The sequence below is a fragment of the Escherichia albertii NBRC 107761 = DSM 17582 genome (assembly GCF_000759775.1).
GTDB classification, from domain to species: Bacteria; Pseudomonadota; Gammaproteobacteria; order Enterobacterales; family Enterobacteriaceae; genus Escherichia; species Escherichia albertii.
Window position 1 is genome coordinate 1 of sequence record NZ_BBMY01000010.1, and the last position, 19678, is coordinate 19678.

The following is a 19678-nucleotide window of genomic DNA, read 5'->3' on the forward strand; positions in this document are numbered from 1 at the left end:
ACTTTTCATCCGTCGTTGACACCCGCCTCATTTCGGGTAACATAACGTACGCCTTCGACAGGGATTAATCCGGCCAGCGCCGGGACATGGGTGGTGACGATAATCTGACGGTGCGGCTGGCCTGCCAGTGCCAGTAACGCTTTCATCAGCATCATCTGATAGTTCGGATGCTGTGACGTTTCAGGCTCCTCTATGGCATAAATCACATTTCTGGGCGTCCCCGCGACATTCTTTTCAGCCTCAGCCCGAAAAAAATTCAACAGGATAAGCCTCCTTATCCCGCTGCCGCGCTTATTGATGGGGATGCCATTTTCCCCGTCCAGGGTGAAATTGAAGGTCCACTTGGGTTTCTCCTTAAATCGTGGAGTCAGTTCACTGGCGAGTTCGGGGGCCATTTCACGTAATTTATCCAGCGTTCTCTGTGCGACATCCAGGACGCTGTCCTGAATCTCATTTTCCAGCGCTGTAATTTTGTCCTGCAGCGCAGCCTGAGCGTCTTTTACGGCCTGCTGTAAGGGGTTTTTAGCTTCGGAATCCCCGTCGCTGCTTTCCCTGTCGGCTTTGAAAATCGCATACGTGGGCAGCAAATCGAGGATCTTACCCCATAATGATTTTGTGTCGGTTCCGAACTCTTTATCGACATCCAGCATAATTTCCGAACAGGTATAGGGGGCTGCGGCTTCCCTGATGGCCTGACGCCATAACGATGCAGTGCGTTTATCCGCCACATTTTTTTCAACTTCTTTTCCCACCGCCTTGAGCTCAGAAATTTTCATGCCCAGTAAATTTCTCAGGGGCTCCTCATCCGGGTGGATGCAGCGGATGCAGGTCTGCTCCGGTTTTCCTGAGGTCGTTGCTTTAAACGTTTTGACGATTTCAAAATTGCCGTCCTCATTCAGCAGATGTTCTGAGGCGAGCGTGGTCTGCACCCTGTCGTCGATCATGATAAAATCGGGCAGGTCATCAAATTCACAGGCTATTTCAAAACGGCCGTCCCCTTCTCTTAGGCTGAAACAGTTCATGTCATTCTTGTCAGCCTTCATTCCTTCTGTTTCAAAAAAAATAGCCAGCGCTTCCAGAAGCGTTGATTTCCCAAAGTCATTACGACCGACAATACCCGTCATGCTTTCATCAATAATGATTTCAGTAGAGTTTCTGTAGCCTCTGAAGTTTTTCAGTTTTAATTTTCTGAGCCGCATATGAAGTCCTGTGTGTAAGAAAGCGTTTTGCTGCAACCTGAATACAAAATATATTTTCAAATGCCTGCCAACAAGCAGGGATAACCGTTATTCAGAATATCTTAACGACATTTCGGGATTATGATCTGGTCGCGCTTTCAGAACTTTACTGCCCCTCAAAACACCGGAAACTAACTTGTGGTTGGTTACATGGCAAAGTTAAAACTCCAGAATCACGGGTAATGATTTCAATGCTTATTATATTTTTTGGAATTGACTCATGAGCTTTATAATTTAAATGATAATAATAACCATTCTTTTATGCGTAATATTTGCTACTGACACTGATGAATTTAAAAGAAGATAGATTTTCATTTACGGATTATTTCCTAAATTCATCGATAATGTGATCGACATAAAATTTTCACTGAAGAATGAAGAGATAATTTAAGGCCGAGCGAAATAGCTCAAAATGGTGTATTTAACATAACAGAAGAAATGAAAGGCTCTATCGCAACCTGATACTTCAGGCCGCTAAGGGGTTAATCTTGTTGAAGAAAAATTAGACCGGGAAGCGCCAGGCGTCACCATTTCTCCCGCCTGGCTGGAAGTGAAGAATAATTGTGCATAGCTCCGTATTCGGGCTTTGCATCTGACAATGGTTCCCTGGATGAAAGTACGATCTCCACTCCAAGGACGCTGAACACCCTAAACAAACGCTCAAAACCCGCACTTGCAGGGTTGGCCTCTAGTCGGGCATAAGTTTGCTGTGTTATACCCAAACGTTCAGAAACATCTTTTTGCGTCAGTCCATTGGCTTTGCGAAAGCCGATTAAAACAGGACGTAACTGATTCAAAGTCTTCAAAGCGTATTGAGTGTTCATAAGTGACCTTCCGTATCGACGAGTTAACAAGCATAACGCAGGGATTTACAGCATATAGGCTGTAATGCTCATTAACAGACTATAGGCTGTAATACGAATCCTGCCAAGATGCGGCATCTTTCAAATACAAGGCCGTATTGGGTAAGCAGTACACCGTTATATAGCACCCCTTGCCCCTTTGCTGGAGAGGGACCCACGTGATCGCAGGTCTTTTAGACGTTGTTGCTAACCGGCATCATACACAGGTGGTAACCCCCAGGGAAACTCTATGAGTGATAATTTATTCCTGCCCCAGTCAAAATATAAAACCTTATCTAACTAGCTTTCTTAGTATTTTATAAATGAAGTGAAATTAGCGAAGAAGTTTTACATTGTAAAGTGAGCAAAAATATTTACCATTCAACTGGCAAAATTTACAATCTGCAGCCCTTAGCCTGAGAAAATGCACATTAACAGAATAATCATCAAGTCCGATAGAGGCATAACTTACGTCCTCAAAAATATCAGAAATAAATGAGTTGAAATTACAAAAATTAACTTCACTTAACATCTTGAACACCGCAGAAATATATCTATCATGCATTATCTTGACTTCGATAACCTTAGATAAACTTGAATGCGACTTACATTTGAAGAGATCAAAGAGAAAGTAAATCAGCATATTTTTATTGTCCGAAATCCATTTTAAAATTTTATTACGTGCACATGGTAATATATACACTGGATTTTTGAAAGGGTTTGAAACGTCAACCACAAGGGAACAATAACCATGAGGATTTATTCCACTTATAATTAAGTCACTAAGTCCTTTCACTGCATTCAAATAGTTATCAAAACAAACCTCATATAAACTGGTACTATGAACTGCACATTTAGATTCAAACAACCATCTATGACGCAGATAACCAATGCCTTTAGAGTGTATATCTTCAACAATACATTTGTGACAGTAACGAATGTTTGAGATGTTTACCAATGGATATGAATTAGTTATGTGAAAATTTTTCCGACAGGCATCTTCAACAGCGTTAAAATACCCGTAAACACCAGAAGATAACGACACTATATTGGAAGTTAGTATATAACCATTTCTAGTGGCAAGAATGTCATATATATCCTGCAAGCTATGCAATTTGTACATATCAATCAGTTCGAAACGAGGAAAGGCATCGTACCTTAGTGCGCCATGCTTTGATATTATGTTCCTGCAATTGGATAAGTTATACATTATCTGTGAACGCAGAAGAAAACTGTGCCACAATTCATTTTCGTAAACCATATAACTCCCTCTTATTTAATTAGTTCCATTTTTCTGAGAAGTATCATTGTCATTGGTAGTTTATCTCTGTATTTCAAAAGCCAGCCATGCCCTCCCAGTAAAGCATCTAGACTTGTAAGTGACATCGAGTACTGCCCCTGAGATAAAACATCATTTATTAATGATGATGAGATAATATCTCTCTCGCTCCAGTCTACTCTTTTATTTTTATAGCATCGTATTGTTTTAGGAAGACAGGAATTAAGCCAGTCACATTCATGTTTATTTAGCCAATAGAAACTTGCATAACAACTTTCTTTGACTAACTTTCGTGTTATAGAAACGGATTGATTATGTATAAATCTTAATATTTTCTGCTTATGACGCCGTCTTAAAGAATCTTTTTTACATTTTTTACGCCATGAGCATAAACCGTAACAAGATGAAATTACAGAGGATACAGCTCCTTCCGATAATGAGTTTTTCTCAGCTATGGATGCCAGACTAAACCCCCTTACAGCCATAGACTTGATAAGCAATTCAGTGAATATATTAATTTTTGTGTTTCGCTTAAACGCCCTCAGGTATTTTTTATAAATAAGTGTTTTAATGTAACATCTGCTGCGACTAAATTCCTTCCCAAGGTTGCTAACACTAGTATTATTTTCAACTATATGAAAACTGTATTTCTTATGACTTTTAAAGATTTCTTTCTTTTTATTAGTACGACTTCCTGCATACGTTGGCCAGCAAGTATTTAACAAACAATAACAAAGCAAAAGATGCTTTGTGGGATGCTGACAACATTTGTCTTTGAGTATAGGCTCCCAGTAATGATAATCAGTTAGGGATGTTGGTATAAGTCCCGATGAACCCTCCCCAAATAACTGGCACTTAGCATAAACATGTGCGTAGAATACATTTTTCTTTAAATTTCCATCCAATGATAATAAATTCAACTTTTTAAGTACATCCATGTAATTGGGGTGTGTAATATCTTTTCTTCTGATTATATTTAGGGACTCATAACAAAACTTAGCAAAATCGAAGTCTATCTCATTGCTAAGTTGTTCTGTATACGAAACAGGAGGCATCAGTCCAATACGTATGTGCGGTGAAGAAGGGACATGGATGCTTTCAAGCGCTACCGGATGCCGATGGCAGGTTGTAACCCCATGAAGCTGATGCGCCAGATGCCAATAAGTAACACCATAATGAAAAGTATCTTCACGAGCGCAAACCGGGCAAAACTTCAATAGTGTGCGCTGCCCTAGTGAAAAATTACTAAGGCGGCACAATCGATTAAGCCTGGCAGGGGTCGTGTTGAAATCCATAATTTCATTACGACTGATTGGTAGTGCCCAGGCAAAAAGAGGGAGTAAAGTCTGTTCATGCCAGAGCTGATCTGCACTTTCGGATGTATGAAGAGAAATAGCCTTTAATCCTGAATTGAGAATTGGATGGACGTTCATATCAGGTTTGTTGAAAATGATCGTTAACAGAGAAGATAGGGACATACCGTACACGGTAGTTGTCCGACAAAACCGGCTGAACAAGGATTCATCAGGCAAAACAGGCAACATTCTCATTTCCCACACCTCTCTTTGACCGTTACGAACTGTTACCTCATTACAATTTATTAAGTGGATCTATATTTATAAGCCCGCAACGCTGAAGAGCATCGTAGGTATTTTTCTTTTCAGCTGTTCTGTTGATAACAAGATCGTGGTCAAGAGACAGTATTTTCTCGTCGAAATTGCGCAAAACCTCGTCTATTTTTCCTACGAATTCCTTGTGCTGTGGCCTGTCTATATCCCCAGGGATCAAAGACTTTAGGGACTTCTCTGCCATGATTTTAGCCGAAGCATCACCCTCATTAGATGCAGAGAGCCATTTAGCTTCCTCATCTTCAGTCGCGGCCCCCGGGAGTGGAGTATCCTTATATTCCTCCGTATGACTCACGAGTACCGGTACAGAGGCCGACAAGACTGCGCCAGTGATGATTTCATTGCCGCTACCGATAACCTTTAATTGTGCCCCCCGATAAATCATCTGAGCCAATCCAATATTGCCTTTAGATAAAATGAATAATTTTTCGTTTAACTCATCATTTAATGGAGTTTCAACATTTGTCCATTGTAATGGCCATAAATAATGAATAAACGATTGCCAGTCTTGTGAATCGTATCTAACATTCTTAATTTTCATGTAACCACCAGACTCTGCCCGCCTGGCAATTCTCATTTTCTTTGTCAGCGTCTCGTCAAAAGGATGATTTCCACAAAAAACCATAGATACCCCCATGGAATCTACAATTTCATGTAAAAAATCAATCAACTTACTCTCACCCCCGGTTCTTGAAAATTTAAGCCTCTGCATTTCATCAATAACAAGGATACCCAAAAATGATGATTTAATTCTTTGTGCAATCTGGCGAGCCAGAGCACCATTTCTAATCTCAGGTGTAGTTCGTTCAATACCAATTGCATCATCTAATTTTTGTAAAATCTCTTCACAAAGGTCTCTCACACTTGAATTGTATGGACAATTAATCTTTACCCATACAATTTGCTTACTGAAGCCGGGAAAAACTCCTTTATAGCTGCTGTGTTCTATAATCTGAGGGAAATGATCCATGACTTGCTCAATCATGGTAGTTTTTCCAGAACCACTCATTCCAACTATCGTAATAGTTTCAGCCTGGGATTTAAAATATCCACTTTCTGGCTCAATATCAGGACGCTCATTTCCATAGTAATGAAGATATTGAATTGTTCCGCTTTTTAAAGGATTACGAGCTGCATAGCTTTCCCTAAGTGCCCGTAAGATCATCTTATAAGCCTGGATAAGATTGGTTTGAGGGCAACGGAATTTCTTTATACGTTCGACATACTGCTCTCTAACATTCGCCGGGGCAGTCCAGCGGATTTTTTCGTCAATTTCGGGGAAATAACTCATTTCCAGAAGTACTTCATCTTCCGTAAGCGCTTCAGGAAGTGCTTCAATTAAGGGATTGCCACGATACTCAGGTAACTCCTGTTCTTTATATATCGCTGAAACGCGCCGTATAAGATTCATTATTCTGCGTCCTCAGTCTTCTTCTTACCTTTTAACCATCTTTGTTTCTCCTCCCGGCCAGGCAAAAGCAGAACATTACTGGATGAAGGAAGTAGGGGTTCAGATCTTCCATTAGCAACATGAGTTCGCCCTAATGAATCAAGTTCATTTTTCCTGTTCTTTTTAATATCTTTACCATGTACCCGGCGAGATTCGTATATTTCATTTAATCTTTCGTTACCTTTCCTGTTAAATTCATCTTTATTATTGATATTGCTGAGCGAATCCAGAGTAAATAAATTAATTTCTTTTTGAGTATCTACCCAATCAGCCATTACATCTGTATCAAGATGAGCTTTCCCTTTAAATACATCTCTTTTCTTAAGTAGGTAATGTTTTTTGAAAATGCTATTTTTGTCAAATCTTACATATATATAATCTACGCAATTGTCATCTATTCTTGCTTCACAAGTGGTTCTTCCAAATACTCTGACACCTGATGCAATTTCAGGATCACATTCATAAAAAAGATTATTGTACTGAATCCCACCGGCGGTAATGTTAGCGTTCACAGGGATTAACAATCGTGCGATCACTTCGTCGGCCCCAACGGCTCTTGCGCTGAATCTCCCGTGCTTTAAGCTTATCATCCAACTATTTTTTGGTGATATTACGAGATCATTTTCAATCAGTAAGGGATTGATATAAGCCAGTTCCTCATACGTTCTCTGATTATGTGCAAGTATCTCCCGAATCAGTAAAGACGTGACCTCCTGAATCGTTAAACAAGCCCTGGATTGCGGTGTTGGCTCTCCTTTAACAATCTTTCCCCTTCGTGTTGTTCCAATAAGCCTATGAATAACCTCATCATTCAGAATGCCGAAACAGCGTTCAACAATGCTTTTTCTGTCGCCTCTACCGACTGGCGCAAACTCAAGTTTTGTCAGGGGGGTCATCTCTTCCTGAGGTTTAAGACCAATCATCTCCCCGTTGTCACACATCAATGTTAATGGAATGTGAGAACAAGGCCAATCATCATCAGTAATAGAGATTCCAAATAATCTACAATATTCTTTTTTTGGCATAAAGCAATTTGCTAACGCTTGTCGGGCGGCTCGCCATGAAGCATGGTATAAAGAAACATGAAGGCCAACAATCATTCTTGTTGCACGATCCACCACTGTATAAATAGTAGGACGCCCAATGACTTTTCGTCTGTTTAAACTCGAAATAAGATGTACATCAGCGACAGTTGAGTCTATTTCGAAAACATCACCCGGCAAAACAGTTGTATTAGCCACACTACCTAAAAGCGCCCGCATTTTGAGGTCTATTTCTTTTTTCGTGTTCTTCTTATTTATCGAGAAATCTTTAGTGAAGAGTTTTTTATTCCAGTATGAAAATTGTTTTAAAGAAGGAACATATGGAGCTCTATTTTCTAGGTTTGCTGTTTTAATTTCATCCCTAAAATACAAATCAATATGTCTCTCTAATGTTTTCTTTATCGTATCTCCGTTAACTTTATAATGATACGTAATGAGAGATTTTCTAATATTATTTATATCTCTTTCATTAAGAATGAAAACACGTGATCGTTCATTAGGTAATGCTCTGTTTTTTTTGGAATTCCCAAGTTTAATTTCATGTTTGATTCTACTTTTCCCAGCGGCGCCACAGTTCGAGAATGCGGGTAGCAATGCATAAATATCCTGCCCATGTCGCCAATACAACGCCAGAAGCGTTCTGATAGTATATTGTGATATTTTTTTATTTCTTGAGTAATCCATTAAAAGGTGCGACTTTTTATGTAATGCATAGTCGAACAGAAACATTCTGTCATCTACAAGATCTTTAATGATATTGTAATTTTCATCTCGCCTTCCTCTGTCTTTATCTGTTAATTCTTTCTCATCTACTAACATATATGAAGGATATATATAATCTTCACAAGTTATGCTATTTGATTCAATATAATATTTAAACATTGAAAATGAGAAAGGGATTGGCTTACCCGTTCTTTCTGATTTTATTTTAAACAAAATTAACAAATCGACCTTTCTGTCAAAATCCAAAACACGGTAAAGTCCCTCTGCAAGCAAATCAGTGCCTTGAGAGAGCCAGACTGAATTCCTAATAATATCCATTTGCGTTCAGTCCTATATAGTGGTCATTGGAAATTATCTTTATCAGACCGGTTTCGAGTATTGGATATGATAAATCAACATTTATCATTTTTAATCCAATCATTGCCTGCAATAACATCATCGCTTCTTGTGCATCTACCCCAAAGATTGATGAAATCATTGCACGTAGTCCTACTATGGGATAAACATCTGGTTTAAGCTTCCATAGGATTTTATCAAGAGGATATTTATCATAAAATTCAGAACCATCTCTTAATACAGAAGTAGCCCAGCAAATGTTTTTACCGACGACGTTATTGAGTTCCGAGCCAACATAAATTTGAAACTCAACATCAATCAACTGCCAAAACATCCTCTCTATTTCAAGTTTTTGGGCTTCGCGTTCAGGTATGCTCTCGTTATGTTTTACTGCTATAGCTTTGTATCGAAGTCCGCCTTCAGGAGTTCTCAAGGTCAGTAAAAAATCGGTTGTCATAACATTCAGAACTTCGACAGGTACTCCTCTTACTCCCCTCACCATAGGATGTTGAAAATGTAGATGATTTGCTATTTGTTGGGTAAGCCGGAGAGGAAAGAGTGGGAATTGTTCCCGGATATCAATCACCGAGTCATTAAACTCAGCCAGATAGAAAAAGTTACTTTCGACAGAAGAAAGGAGATGATGGTTTCGAAACGTCTTAAGGCCAAAGACTATCGAACGGTTTCCACGGGATTTAACGTCCTGAGCTCTAAGCCAGGGCTGATAACTTTGGCCATAGCCCACTCCTATGCCGTCACCTAGCGCATTTTCATAATCCAAATAGGATTTGAGACGCCTACCCCTAGCCATGATCGTACCCTAAAAACGACATTGATACGTACCTATATGTGCATTTTATAGTCTCCAACCCTATAACCACACATTCAGTAAGTATACAACATTAGCGTCGTTTTTTGAGAATGGTTACAACTTTAGTGCTTTGTGTACAACTTTATTGTCCTCGGACAGCCGCCAAATCCTGCGCACAAGCCCAGGCACTCGACCACGCCCACTGGAAGTTATAGCCCCCCAGCCAGCCGGTGACATCCATGACTTCACCGATGAAGTACAGGCCAGGCACTTTGCGCGCTTCCATCGTTCGTGAAGAAAGCTCGTTGGTGTCCACGCCGCCGAGCGTCACTTCAGCAGTGCGATAACCTTCAGTGCCGTTGGGTTGTACGCGCCATTCGGTCAGCGTGGCAATGAGTGTCTGTTGGTCCCGCACGTTGAGCTGTTTCAGCGTCACATCCGGGATTTGCCCGAGTTGTTGCAGCCGTTCAACCAACCGTTTCGGCAGATGAATCGCCAGTGTGTTCTTCAGGCTTTGATTCGGATGTGCGTTACGCTGTTCATTAAGGAAGGTATCCAGATCGACATCCGGTAGCAGGTTAATGCTGACAAACTCACCGGGTTGCCAGTAACTGGAAATCTGCAACACCGCAGGACCAGACAAGCCACGATGAGTGAAGAGTAGGTTCTCACGAAATACAGTGCCGTTTTCGGCGGTTATTACTGAAGGCACTGCCACGCCCGCCAGCGCCTGTAACTCTTCCAGCAACGGTTTATGCAAGGTGAATGGCACCAGACCAGCGCGCGTCGGCAATACGTTGAGGCCAAATTGTTCGGCAATCTTATAGCCAAACGGAGACGCTCCGAGCCCTGGCATTGAGAGTCCACCGGTCGCAATAACCAGCTTTTCACAACCGACAGCCATGCCGTTCAGCTCAAGCGAGAAGCCCGTTTCATCTTTCGCCACACTCAGCACTTCGCTACGCAATCTGAAGGTCACATTGCCCTTCTCGCACTCCGTCACCAGCATGTCGACAATCTGCTGAGCAGAGTCATCACAGAAGAGTTGCCCTAACGTTTTCTCGTGCCAGGCGATGCCGTGCTTATTGACCAGATCAATGAAATCCCACTGGGTAAACCGGGCGAGGGCAGACTTACAAAAATGCGGGTTCTGGCTCAGATAAGCCCCCGGTTCAACATAAAGGTTGGTAAAGTTGCAACGTCCACCGCCAGACATGAGGATTTTGCGCCCTGGTTTTTTACCATTATCGATCAGCAGAATCCGGCGTCCCGCCTGACCTGCCAGCGCAGAACAGAACATGCCTGCCGCACCAGCGCCTATAATAATGGCATCAAACCTTTCCACGTTGCGCTCCTCTTAGAAAAAACGGGCGTGAATTGTAAAGATTCCTCAGTGGTCACACCAGCGTCAATATTACTAAAAGGAAGTATTTGCCTGAATTATATAAGATAATTATTTTTTGAGTGAAATCCATACAGGAGGCAAATCAAAAAAAGTCTATATTTCACTTTGCCCGCGCCGCGAAAGTCACTGATAATGCGCCGCGTTCATGTCCTCAAAATGGCGTAACGTCCTATGCTACATTTGTTTGCTGGCCTGGATTTGCATACCGGGCTGTTATTATTGCTTGCACTGGCTTTTGTGCTGTTCTACGAAGCCATCAATGGTTTCCATGACACAGCCAACGCCGTGGCAACTGTCATCTATACCCGCGCGATGCGTTCTCAGCTCGCTGTGGTTATGGCGGCAGTGTTCAATTTTCTGGGTGTTTTGCTGGGTGGTCTGAGTGTTGCCTATGCCATTGTGCATATGCTGCCGACAGATCTGCTGCTTAATATGGGATCGTCCCATGGCCTTGCTATGGTGTTCTCTATGTTGCTGGCGGCGATTATCTGGAACCTGGGTACCTGGTACTTTGGTTTGCCTGCATCCAGCTCCCATACGCTGATTGGCGCAATCATAGGTATTGGTTTAACCAATGCATTGATGAACGGAACATCAGTGGTGGATGCACTCAATATCCCGAAAGTATTAAGTATTTTCGCCTCTCTGATCGTTTCCCCTATTGTCGGCCTGGTGTTTGCTGGCGGTCTGATTTTCTTGCTGCGTCGCTACTGGAGCGGCACCAAGAAACGCGCTCGTATCCACCTGACCCCAGCGGAACGTGAAAAGAAAGACGGCAAGAAAAAGCCGCCGTTCTGGACGCGTATCGCGCTGATCCTTTCCGCCATCGGCGTGGCGTTTTCCCACGGCGCGAACGATGGTCAGAAAGGCATTGGTCTGGTTATGTTGGTACTGATTGGTGTGGCGCCTGCGGGATTTGTGGTTAACATGAATGCCTCAGGCTACGAAATCACCCGTACCCGCGATGCAATCAACAACGTGGAAGCTTACTTTGAGCAACACCCTGCACTGTTGAAACAGGCAACCGGTGCTGATCAGTTAGCGCCAACGCCGAAGGTGGACGCAACGCAACCCGTTGAGTTCCACTGCCATCCTGCGAATACCATTAACGCACTTAATCGCCTGAAGGGCATGTTGACCGCCGATGTGGAAAGCTACGACAAGCTGTCGCTTGATCAGCGTAGCCAGATGCGCCGCATTATGCTGTGCGTTTCTGACACCATCGACAAAGTGGTGAAAATGCCTGGCGTTACTGCGGATGATCAGCGTCTGTTGAAGAAACTGAAGTCCGATATGCTCAGCACTATTGAGTACGCGCCGATTTGGATAATCATGGCGGTCGCACTGGCGTTGGGTATCGGTACAATGATCGGCTGGCGTCGCGTGGCAACGACTATCGGTGAGAAAATCGGTAAGAAAGGCATGACCTATGCTCAGGGTATGTCTGCCCAGATGACGGCGGCAGTTTCTATCGGCCTGGCGAGTTATACCGGGATGCCGGTTTCTACCACCCACGTACTCTCCTCTTCTGTTGCGGGGACGATGGTCGTTGATGGCGGCGGCTTACAGCGCAAAACGGTGACCAGCATTCTGATGGCCTGGGTATTCACCCTGCCAGCTGCGGTACTGCTCTCCGGCGCGCTCTACTGGATCTCCTTGCAGTTCCTGTAATTACACGCACCAAAACGAGCGGGTCAGTAAACTGGCCCGCTTCAGATTGTTGACATCGTGCGCTTTGTTTATGCCGGATGCGGCGTGAACGCCTTATCCAGCCTACAAAACATGCAAATTCAATATATTGCAGAGATTGTGTAGGCCTGATAAGCGTGGCGCATCAGGCAATTTTGCGTTTGCCATCACTCTTGAGCGGGTCAGTTTACTGGCCCGCTTTTTTATGTGTTATCTCTATGGCGTTTAATGCCAAATCATCAACGCAATCAGACTAACCACCACCAGACCACACAATGCGCTGGTCAGGATAAACTGCCGACGTACGCGCTCACAGCGACGGATAAACTCATCATCGTGATGATCGCGATACCGTTGCGCATAGATATACCAAACGAGACGCACCTGTTTGTTAGGTTGGCCATGTGAGGTAAAAAAGCCCCCTCCATCTACATATTGATAGAGCAATGGATCGCAATTACGCAGTACCACTAACAACGCGCGTAGTGATGAGAAATAGCGCGCCATGTTAACAATGCAAACGACACATAAAGCCCAAAATAATGCGACGGTGCTTATCATACCTCCTCCCCGGCGACCTGCCCGCGGAGTTCCACTCCGGGGCTACCGCTCCCGATACGCTGCCAATCAGTTAACACCAGGTCCTGGAGAAACCGCTTTTGTCGTGACGAACATCAGAGCGGCTCTATAGATAGTGTAGGAGATCAGGTTGTTTTTTTTCCATAAGGTTAACCACTATCAATACATTCATGTCGAAAATTTGTTTATCTACCTGGTAAGCGAGGCGGATTGACGGATCATCCGGGTCGCTATAAGGTAAGGATGGTCTTAAACTGAATCTTTACGGCTGGGTTAGCCCCGCGCATGGAGTTCGCAGGACGCGGGTGACGTAACGGCACAAGAAACGCTAGCTGGCCAGTCATCGACAACTTTATGGAAGGAGTAACACTATGGCTTATAAACACATTCTCATCGCGGTTGATCTCTCCCCGGAAAGCAAAGTACTGGTAGAGAAAGCGGTTTCTATGGCCCGCCCCTACAATGCGAAAGTTTCTCTGATCCACGTAGATGTGAACTACTCTGACCTATACACCGGGCTTATTGATGTGAATCTGGGCGACATGCAGAAACGCATCTCTGAAGAGACTCATCACGCTCTGAGCGAACTCTCCACCAACGCAGGTTATCCCATCACTGAAACTCTTAGCGGCAGCGGCGATCTTGGCCAGGTTCTGGTTGATGCAATCAAGAAATACGATATGGATCTGGTGGTTTGTGGTCACCACCAGGACTTCTGGAGCAAGCTGATGTCTTCCGCACGCCAGCTTATCAACACCGTTCACGTGGATATGCTGATTGTTCCACTGCGTGACGAAGAAGAATAATCCCCCCTCTTCGAATCGCTCCTGAACGCCCGCTTTTGCGGGCGTTTTGCTTTTTGGCGCGTCTTGTTGCCAGATGCGGCGTAAACGCCTTATCTGGCCTACGGTCAACGTACGCAATCAAAATCGCTGCCAAATTCAAAATTTAACACCATCATAATCTTCATCATTAGTGTGATCATCTGGTTATTTTCTGTTGTAATAGTGTATTAATCTATTCACTGCATCAATATTAAGGATCCCTGACAGAGGTAAACTTTTTCGCGCGTTACCCCTTACGCGTTCATACTTTTCAGGATGGTATTGGAAGGTTAATAAATATGAATACAACAACACCCACGGGGATGCTGCGGCAACCTCGCCCATTTTTCATGATCTTTTTTGTCGAGTTATGGGAGCGATTCGGCTACTACGGCGTGCAGGGCGTACTGGCGGTTTTCTTCGTTAAACAGCTCGGATTCTCACAAGAGCAGGCCTTTGTCACCTTCGGCGCTTTTGCTGCGCTGGTCTATGGGCTTATCTCGATCGGTGGCTATGTTGGCGATCATCTGTTGGGGACCAAACGCACTATTGTCCTCGGGGCAATTGTGCTGGCAATTGGTTACTTCATGACGGGAATGTCCCTACTCAAGCCGGATCTCATCTTTATCGCACTGGGAACAATTGCCGTCGGTAACGGCCTGTTTAAAGCAAACCCGGCAAGCCTGCTTTCGAAGTGCTATCCACCGAAAGATCCGCGTCTCGATGGCGCTTTCACCCTGTTTTACATGTCGATCAATATCGGTTCGTTAGTGGCGTTGTCATTGGCGCCGGTTATTGCCGACAAATTCGGCTATTCCGTCACCTATAACTTGTGCGGCGCCGGATTAATTGTCGCACTCCTAGTCTACATCGCCTGTCGAGGAATGGTGGAATACATTGGTTCTGAACCCGATTTCCGGCCAATGAGCTTCAGCAAACTACTGTACGTGTTGTTCGGCAGCGTGGTGATGATCTTCGTTTGTGCATGGCTGATGCACAACGTAGAAATCGCCAACCTGGTACTGATTATTCTCTCCATTGTGGTGACGATTATCTTCTTCCGTCAGGCATTCAAGTTGGATAAAACCGGGCGCAATAAAATGTTTGTCGCCTTTATCCTGATGCTTGAAGCGGTGGTGTTTTATATCCTTTACGCTCAGATGCCGACGTCACTAAACTTCTTTGCTATCAACAACGTGCATCATGAAATTCTTGGTTTTTCCATCAACCCGGTCAGCTTCCAGGCGCTGAACCCGTTCTGGGTCGTACTCGCCAGCCCGGTTCTGGCCGGTATTTACACGCATCTTGGGAACAAAGGTAAAGACCTCTCCATGCCGATGAAATTTACCCTCGGCATGTTTATGTGCTCACTGGGCTTTCTGACGGCTGCCGCGGCAGGAATGTGGTTTGCTGATGCACAAGGGCTGACGTCGCCGTGGTTTATCGTGTTGGTTTACTTGTTCCAGAGTTTAGGTGAACTGCTGATTAGCGCCCTGGGCCTGGCGATGATTGCCGCGCTGGTGCCGCAACATTTAATGGGCTTTATTCTCGGGATGTGGTTCCTGACGCAGGCTGCCGCATTCTTGCTGGGTGGCTATGTGGCAACATTCACGGCGGTACCGGACAACATTACCGATCCGCTTGAGACGCTGCCTGTTTATACCAACGTGTTTGGTAAGATCGGTCTGGTCACGCTGGGCGTTGCAGTAGTGATGCTGTTGATGGTGCCATGGCTGAAACGGATGATTGAGACGCCGGAAAGCCATTAATCTTTGTCGCAGAAAACTGGATAGCAATTACACTACCCAGTTTGATAATGATGGTAAATGTAAGATTGCCTGATGCGCTATGCTTATCAGGCCTACAAGAGAATATCAACACATTGAATTTTCGCGACTTTGTAGGCCGAATAAGGCGTTCGCGCCGCATCCGGTACGAACACAGTAAAAGCGGGTAGCAATAATGCTACCCGCTTTTACTTTTACACTGGCGTACCAGCATAAATATCAAAACGATGCCCTTTGGTGACAACCGCGTTTGGCGTGGCGACATTCGCCAGCGGCGGCGCGTAGTCCGGGCGCTTCACCACCACGCGTTTGGTCGCCAGCAACCGCGCAGGCTCCAGCAATCCATCGGCATCAAGATCCGGCCCCACCAACGATTGAAAGACACGCATTTCTTTTTTCACCAGCGCGCTTTTCTGCTTATGCGGGAACATCGGATCGAGATAGACCACCTGCGGGCGCGGGGTAATATCAGTCAGCGCCGTCAGGCTGGAGGCGTGAATTAACTGCAAACGCTCCTGCAGCCAGCCGCCGATTTCCGCATCCGCATAACCACGCGCCAGGCCGTCGTCGAGCAATGCGGCAACCACCGGATTACGTTCCAGCATCCGCACGCGGCAGCCGACCGAAGCCAGTACAAAAGCATCGCGCCCTAAACCTGCGGTCGCATCTACCACATCCGGCAGATAATCGCCTTTAATGCCCACCGCTTTTGCTACCGCCTCACCGCGTCCGCCGCCAAATTTGCGACGGTGCGCCATCGCCCCACCAACAAAATCAACGTAAATGCCGCCCAGCTTCGGTTCATCGCGCTTGCGCAGTTCCAGATGATCCAGCGTTAACACCAGCGCCATCAGGTTGTCTTCATCGTGTTCCAGCCCCCAACGGGCCGCCAGAACAGATAAGGCGCCGTCTCCGGCGCCTGTTTCATCAATTAAGCAGATTTTCACTGAATGATCAGCCCTTAATGCCGTAATGCTCCAGCATCGCATCCAGTTGCGGTTCACGACCACGGAAGCGTTTGAACAGATCCATCGGTTCTTCCGAACCGCCACGACTCAGAATGTTGTCGAGGAACGACTGCCCGGTTTCACGGTTGAAAATACCCTCTTCCTCAAAGCGCGAGAAGGCATCTGCCGCCAGCACATCGGCCCACAGGTAGCTGTAGTAACCTGCGGCATAACCACCGGCAAAAATGTGGCTGAAAGCGTGCGGGAAGCGGCCCCAGGACGGGGACGGTACCACGGCGACCAGTTTCTTGATTTCTGCCAGGGTTTCGAGGATTTTCGCTCCCTGATCCGGGCGGAATTCGGCATGGAGGCGGAAATCGAACAGACCGAACTCCAGCTGACGCAGGATAAACAGCGCCGCCTGATAGTTCTTCGCCGCCAGCATTTTATCCAGCAGCTCCTTCGGCAACGGTTCGCCAGTTTCATAGTGACCGGAGATAAACGCCAGCGCCTCCGGCTCCCAGCACCAGTTTTCCATAAACTGACTCGGCAGTTCGACCGCATCCCACGGCACACCATTAATACCAGAAACACCCGCTGTTTCGATGCGGGTCAGCATATGATGCAGTCCGTGACCGAACTCGTGGAACAACGTGATCACTTCGTCATGGGTAAACAGCGCCGGTTTACCATTCACCGGGCGGTTGAAGTTACAGGTCAGATACGCGACCGGTTTTTGCAGCGAACCGTCGGCTTTACGCATCTGGCCTACGCAGTCATCCATCCACGCCCCGCCGCGTTTGTTCTCACGGGCATACAGATCGAGGTAGAAGCTGCCACGCAGTTCGTTGTTCTCGTCATACAGTTCGAAGAAACGGACATCTGGATGCCAGACATCAACATCTTTACGCTCTTTGGCAGTGATGCCGTAAATACGTTTCACTACTTCAAACAGGCCGTTAACCGCTTTGTTTTCCGGGAAGTACGGACGCAGTTGTTCATCGCTGATACTGTAGAGATGCTGTTTTTGTTTTTCGCTGTAGTACGCGATATCCCACGGCTGCAACTCATCCACGCCAAATTCGGCTTTGGCGAAGGCGCGCAGTTGCGCCAGCTCTTTTTCGCCCTGCGGACGCGCACGTTTTGCCAGATCGGTTAAGAAATCAAGCACCTGCTGCGGGCTCTCTGCCATTTTTGTTGCCAGCGATTTAAATGCGTAGTTTTCAAAGCCCAGCAGTTGCGCCAGTTCGTGACGCAGAACGAGGATCTCTTCCATCACCTTGCTGTTGTCCCACTTACCGGCGTTCGGGCCTTGATCAGAAGCGCGAGTGCTGTAAGCGCGATACATCTCTTCACGCAAAGCCTGGTTGTCGCAGTAAGTCATTACCGGCAGATAGCTTGGGATATCCAGCGTCAGCAAGTAGCCTTCCAGTTCTTTCGCTTCAGCCTGGGCTTTTGCCGCAGCCAGTGCGCTCTCTGGCATTCCCGCCAGTTCCGCTTCGTCGGTAACGAGTTTGGTCCAGCCCATCGTCGCATCAAGGACATTGTTGCTGTACTGGTTGCCCAGTTCAGAAAGACGGGTGGCAATCTCTCCGTAACGCTGCTGTTTCTCTTTCGGCAGGCCGATACCAGACAGTTCAAAATCACGCAGTGCGTTATCAACCGCTTTCTTCTGCGCCGTGTTCAGCGTGGCGTAGTTATCGCCATCGCGCAGGTCGCGGTACGCTTTATACAGCCCTTCATGTTGCCCGACCCAGGTGCTGTATTCCGACAGCAGCGGCAGAGTTTGTTCGTAGGCTTCACGCAGTTCCGGGCTATTTTTCACCGAGTTCAGGTGGCTGACCGGGGAGAAAATACGCCCCAGCACATCGTCCACTTCCGCAAGCGGCTGGCAGAGATTTTCCCAGGTGTACGGCGCACCCTGCGCTACCACGCGCTCCACATTTTCGCGGCAATCGCTCAACGCTTTGGTTACAGCGGGAACAACATGCTCTGGCAGGATTTTAGAAAATGGTGGTAGTTCAAAGGGAGTCAGTAACGGATTCGTCATAGGTACAGTCCTGGTTAAATAGGGGGAACGAAACGCTCACAGGCGCTTTACATAATGTCTGTAGCATGGGGTTAAGTGTAGTGAATTTCAATGAGAAACGTTACGCTTTCGCGGCGGCGGCCTCTTTTCGGTATACTGTCCAGATACGCTTTTGTGCGCCCCGAATACGGGCCGATTTTACTTACCGGAACACCTTTATCCATGCTCAGTTATCGCCACAGCTTCCACGCTGGCAACCACGCCGACGTCCTTAAACATACCGTTCAGAGCCTGATCATCGAGTCGCTGAAAGAGAAAGATAAACCGTTTCTCTATCTCGACACCCACGCAGGTGCCGGGCGATATCAGTTAGGCAGCGAACATGCCGAACGTACTGGCGAATATCTCGAAGGCATCGCCCGTATCTGGCAGCAGGACGACCTGCCAGCAGAACTGGAGCCGTACATCAGCGTGGTGGAACACTTCAACCGTAGCGGGCAGTTGCGCTACTACCCGGGTTCACCGTTGATTGCTCGTCAGCTTCTGCGTGAACAGGACAGCCTGCAACTGACTGAACTGCACCCGAGCGATTATCCGTTGTTACGTTCGGAATTCCAGAAAGACAATCGTGCGCGCGTTGAAAAAGCCGACGGTTTCCAGCAGCTTAAGGCCAAACTGCCGCCGGTTTCTCGCCGTGGTTTAATCCTTATCGATCCGCCGTATGAAATGAAAACCGACTATCAGGCGGTGGTCAGCGGCATTAATGAGGGGTATAAACGTTTTGCTACGGGCGTCTATGCGCTGTGGTATCCGGTGGTATTGCGCCAGCAAATCAAGCGCATGATCCACGAGCTGGAAGCGACCGGTATCCGTAAGATCATGCAGATTGAACTGGCGGTACTGCCAGACAGCGATCGCCGTGGCATGACCGCTTCCGGCATGATTGTGATTAACCCGCCATGGAAGCTGGAACAGCAGATGAATAACGTGCTGCCGTGGCTGCACAGCAAGCTGGTTCCGGCAGGCACCGGGCACGCCACTGTAAGCTGGATCGTGCCGGAGTAATTG

General features: G+C 46.1%; 14 protein-coding genes and 1 pseudogene. 4 read left to right on the forward strand and 11 right to left on the reverse strand.

Features of this window, described 5'->3' with window-relative positions:
- Positions 1-20: 20 nt before the first annotated feature.
- The 8 genes and pseudogenes from EA14781_RS03090 to EA14781_RS03125 form a co-directional block, all read right to left on the reverse strand.
- Positions 21-1199 (reverse strand): annotated as a pseudogene (locus EA14781_RS03090) (ATP-binding protein); the annotation flags it as partial.
- 563 nt (positions 1200-1762) lie between these two features.
- On the reverse strand, positions 1763-2062 hold the full coding sequence (locus EA14781_RS03095) for a helix-turn-helix domain-containing protein (RefSeq protein ID WP_001097216.1): 300 nt from the start codon (positions 2060-2062) through the stop codon (positions 1763-1765).
- Between the two features lie 352 nt (positions 2063-2414).
- The gene (locus tag EA14781_RS03100; RefSeq protein ID WP_000262423.1) at positions 2415-3341 is read right to left on the reverse strand and encodes a hypothetical protein; all 927 of its coding nucleotides are present in this window, start codon (positions 3339-3341) and stop codon (positions 2415-2417) included.
- Between the two features lie 11 nt (positions 3342-3352).
- Complete coding sequence (locus EA14781_RS03105) at positions 3353-4909, reverse strand: TnsD family Tn7-like transposition protein (RefSeq protein WP_001353602.1); 1557 nt, start codon at positions 4907-4909, stop codon at positions 3353-3355.
- A gap of 40 nt (positions 4910-4949) precedes the next feature.
- Positions 4950-6398, reverse strand: a complete 1449-nt coding sequence (locus tag EA14781_RS03110) for an ATP-binding protein (protein ID WP_001049180.1) — start codon at positions 6396-6398, stop codon at positions 4950-4952.
- The gene (locus EA14781_RS03115) at positions 6398-8521 is read right to left on the reverse strand and encodes a TnsB C-terminal domain-containing protein (RefSeq protein WP_000351432.1); all 2124 of its coding nucleotides are present in this window, start codon (positions 8519-8521) and stop codon (positions 6398-6400) included. Before EA14781_RS03115 ends, EA14781_RS03110 begins: the two co-directional genes overlap by 1 nt.
- A complete protein-coding gene (locus tag EA14781_RS03120; protein WP_000090707.1) occupies positions 8508-9350 on the reverse strand; it encodes a TnsA endonuclease N-terminal domain-containing protein in 843 nt (280 codons plus the stop codon). Before EA14781_RS03120 ends, EA14781_RS03115 begins: the two co-directional genes overlap by 14 nt.
- A gap of 142 nt (positions 9351-9492) precedes the next feature.
- Positions 9493-10695: a BaiN/RdsA family NAD(P)/FAD-dependent oxidoreductase gene (locus tag EA14781_RS03125; protein ID WP_000439147.1), complete on the reverse strand. Its 1203-nt coding sequence runs from the start codon at positions 10693-10695 to the stop codon at positions 9493-9495.
- 231 nt (positions 10696-10926) lie between these two features.
- Here EA14781_RS03125 and pitA point away from each other — a divergent pair, with 231 nt between their 5' ends.
- On the forward strand, positions 10927-12426 hold the full coding sequence (pitA, locus tag EA14781_RS03130) for an inorganic phosphate transporter PitA (RefSeq protein ID WP_000902768.1): 1500 nt from the start codon (positions 10927-10929) through the stop codon (positions 12424-12426).
- Between the two features lie 243 nt (positions 12427-12669).
- On the opposite strand, the gene uspB is transcribed toward pitA, so the two are convergent.
- Complete coding sequence (uspB, locus tag EA14781_RS03135; RefSeq protein WP_000626187.1) at positions 12670-13005, reverse strand: universal stress protein UspB; 336 nt, start codon at positions 13003-13005, stop codon at positions 12670-12672.
- A 389-nt stretch (positions 13006-13394) separates the two neighbouring features.
- On the opposite strand from uspB, the gene uspA reads away from it, so the two are divergent.
- The gene (gene uspA / locus EA14781_RS03140) at positions 13395-13829 is read left to right on the forward strand and encodes a universal stress protein UspA (protein WP_000323570.1); all 435 of its coding nucleotides are present in this window, start codon (positions 13395-13397) and stop codon (positions 13827-13829) included.
- 317 nt (positions 13830-14146) lie between these two features.
- Positions 14147-15616, forward strand: a complete 1470-nt coding sequence (gene dtpB, locus EA14781_RS03145) for a dipeptide/tripeptide permease DtpB (protein WP_001098674.1) — start codon at positions 14147-14149, stop codon at positions 15614-15616.
- A 212-nt stretch (positions 15617-15828) separates the two neighbouring features.
- On the opposite strand, the gene rsmJ is transcribed toward dtpB, so the two are convergent.
- Together rsmJ and prlC are read right to left on the reverse strand one after the other, a co-directional pair.
- On the reverse strand, positions 15829-16581 hold the full coding sequence (gene rsmJ / locus EA14781_RS03150; protein WP_000686603.1) for a 16S rRNA (guanine(1516)-N(2))-methyltransferase RsmJ: 753 nt from the start codon (positions 16579-16581) through the stop codon (positions 15829-15831).
- A gap of 7 nt (positions 16582-16588) precedes the next feature.
- Positions 16589-18631: an oligopeptidase A gene (gene prlC / locus EA14781_RS03155; protein WP_000184162.1), complete on the reverse strand. Its 2043-nt coding sequence runs from the start codon at positions 18629-18631 to the stop codon at positions 16589-16591.
- A gap of 201 nt (positions 18632-18832) precedes the next feature.
- Between prlC and rlmJ the strand changes: the two genes are divergently transcribed.
- A complete protein-coding gene (gene rlmJ / locus EA14781_RS03160) occupies positions 18833-19675 on the forward strand; it encodes a 23S rRNA (adenine(2030)-N(6))-methyltransferase (RefSeq protein ID WP_000954227.1) in 843 nt (280 codons plus the stop codon).
- Positions 19676-19678 lie beyond the last annotated feature (3 nt).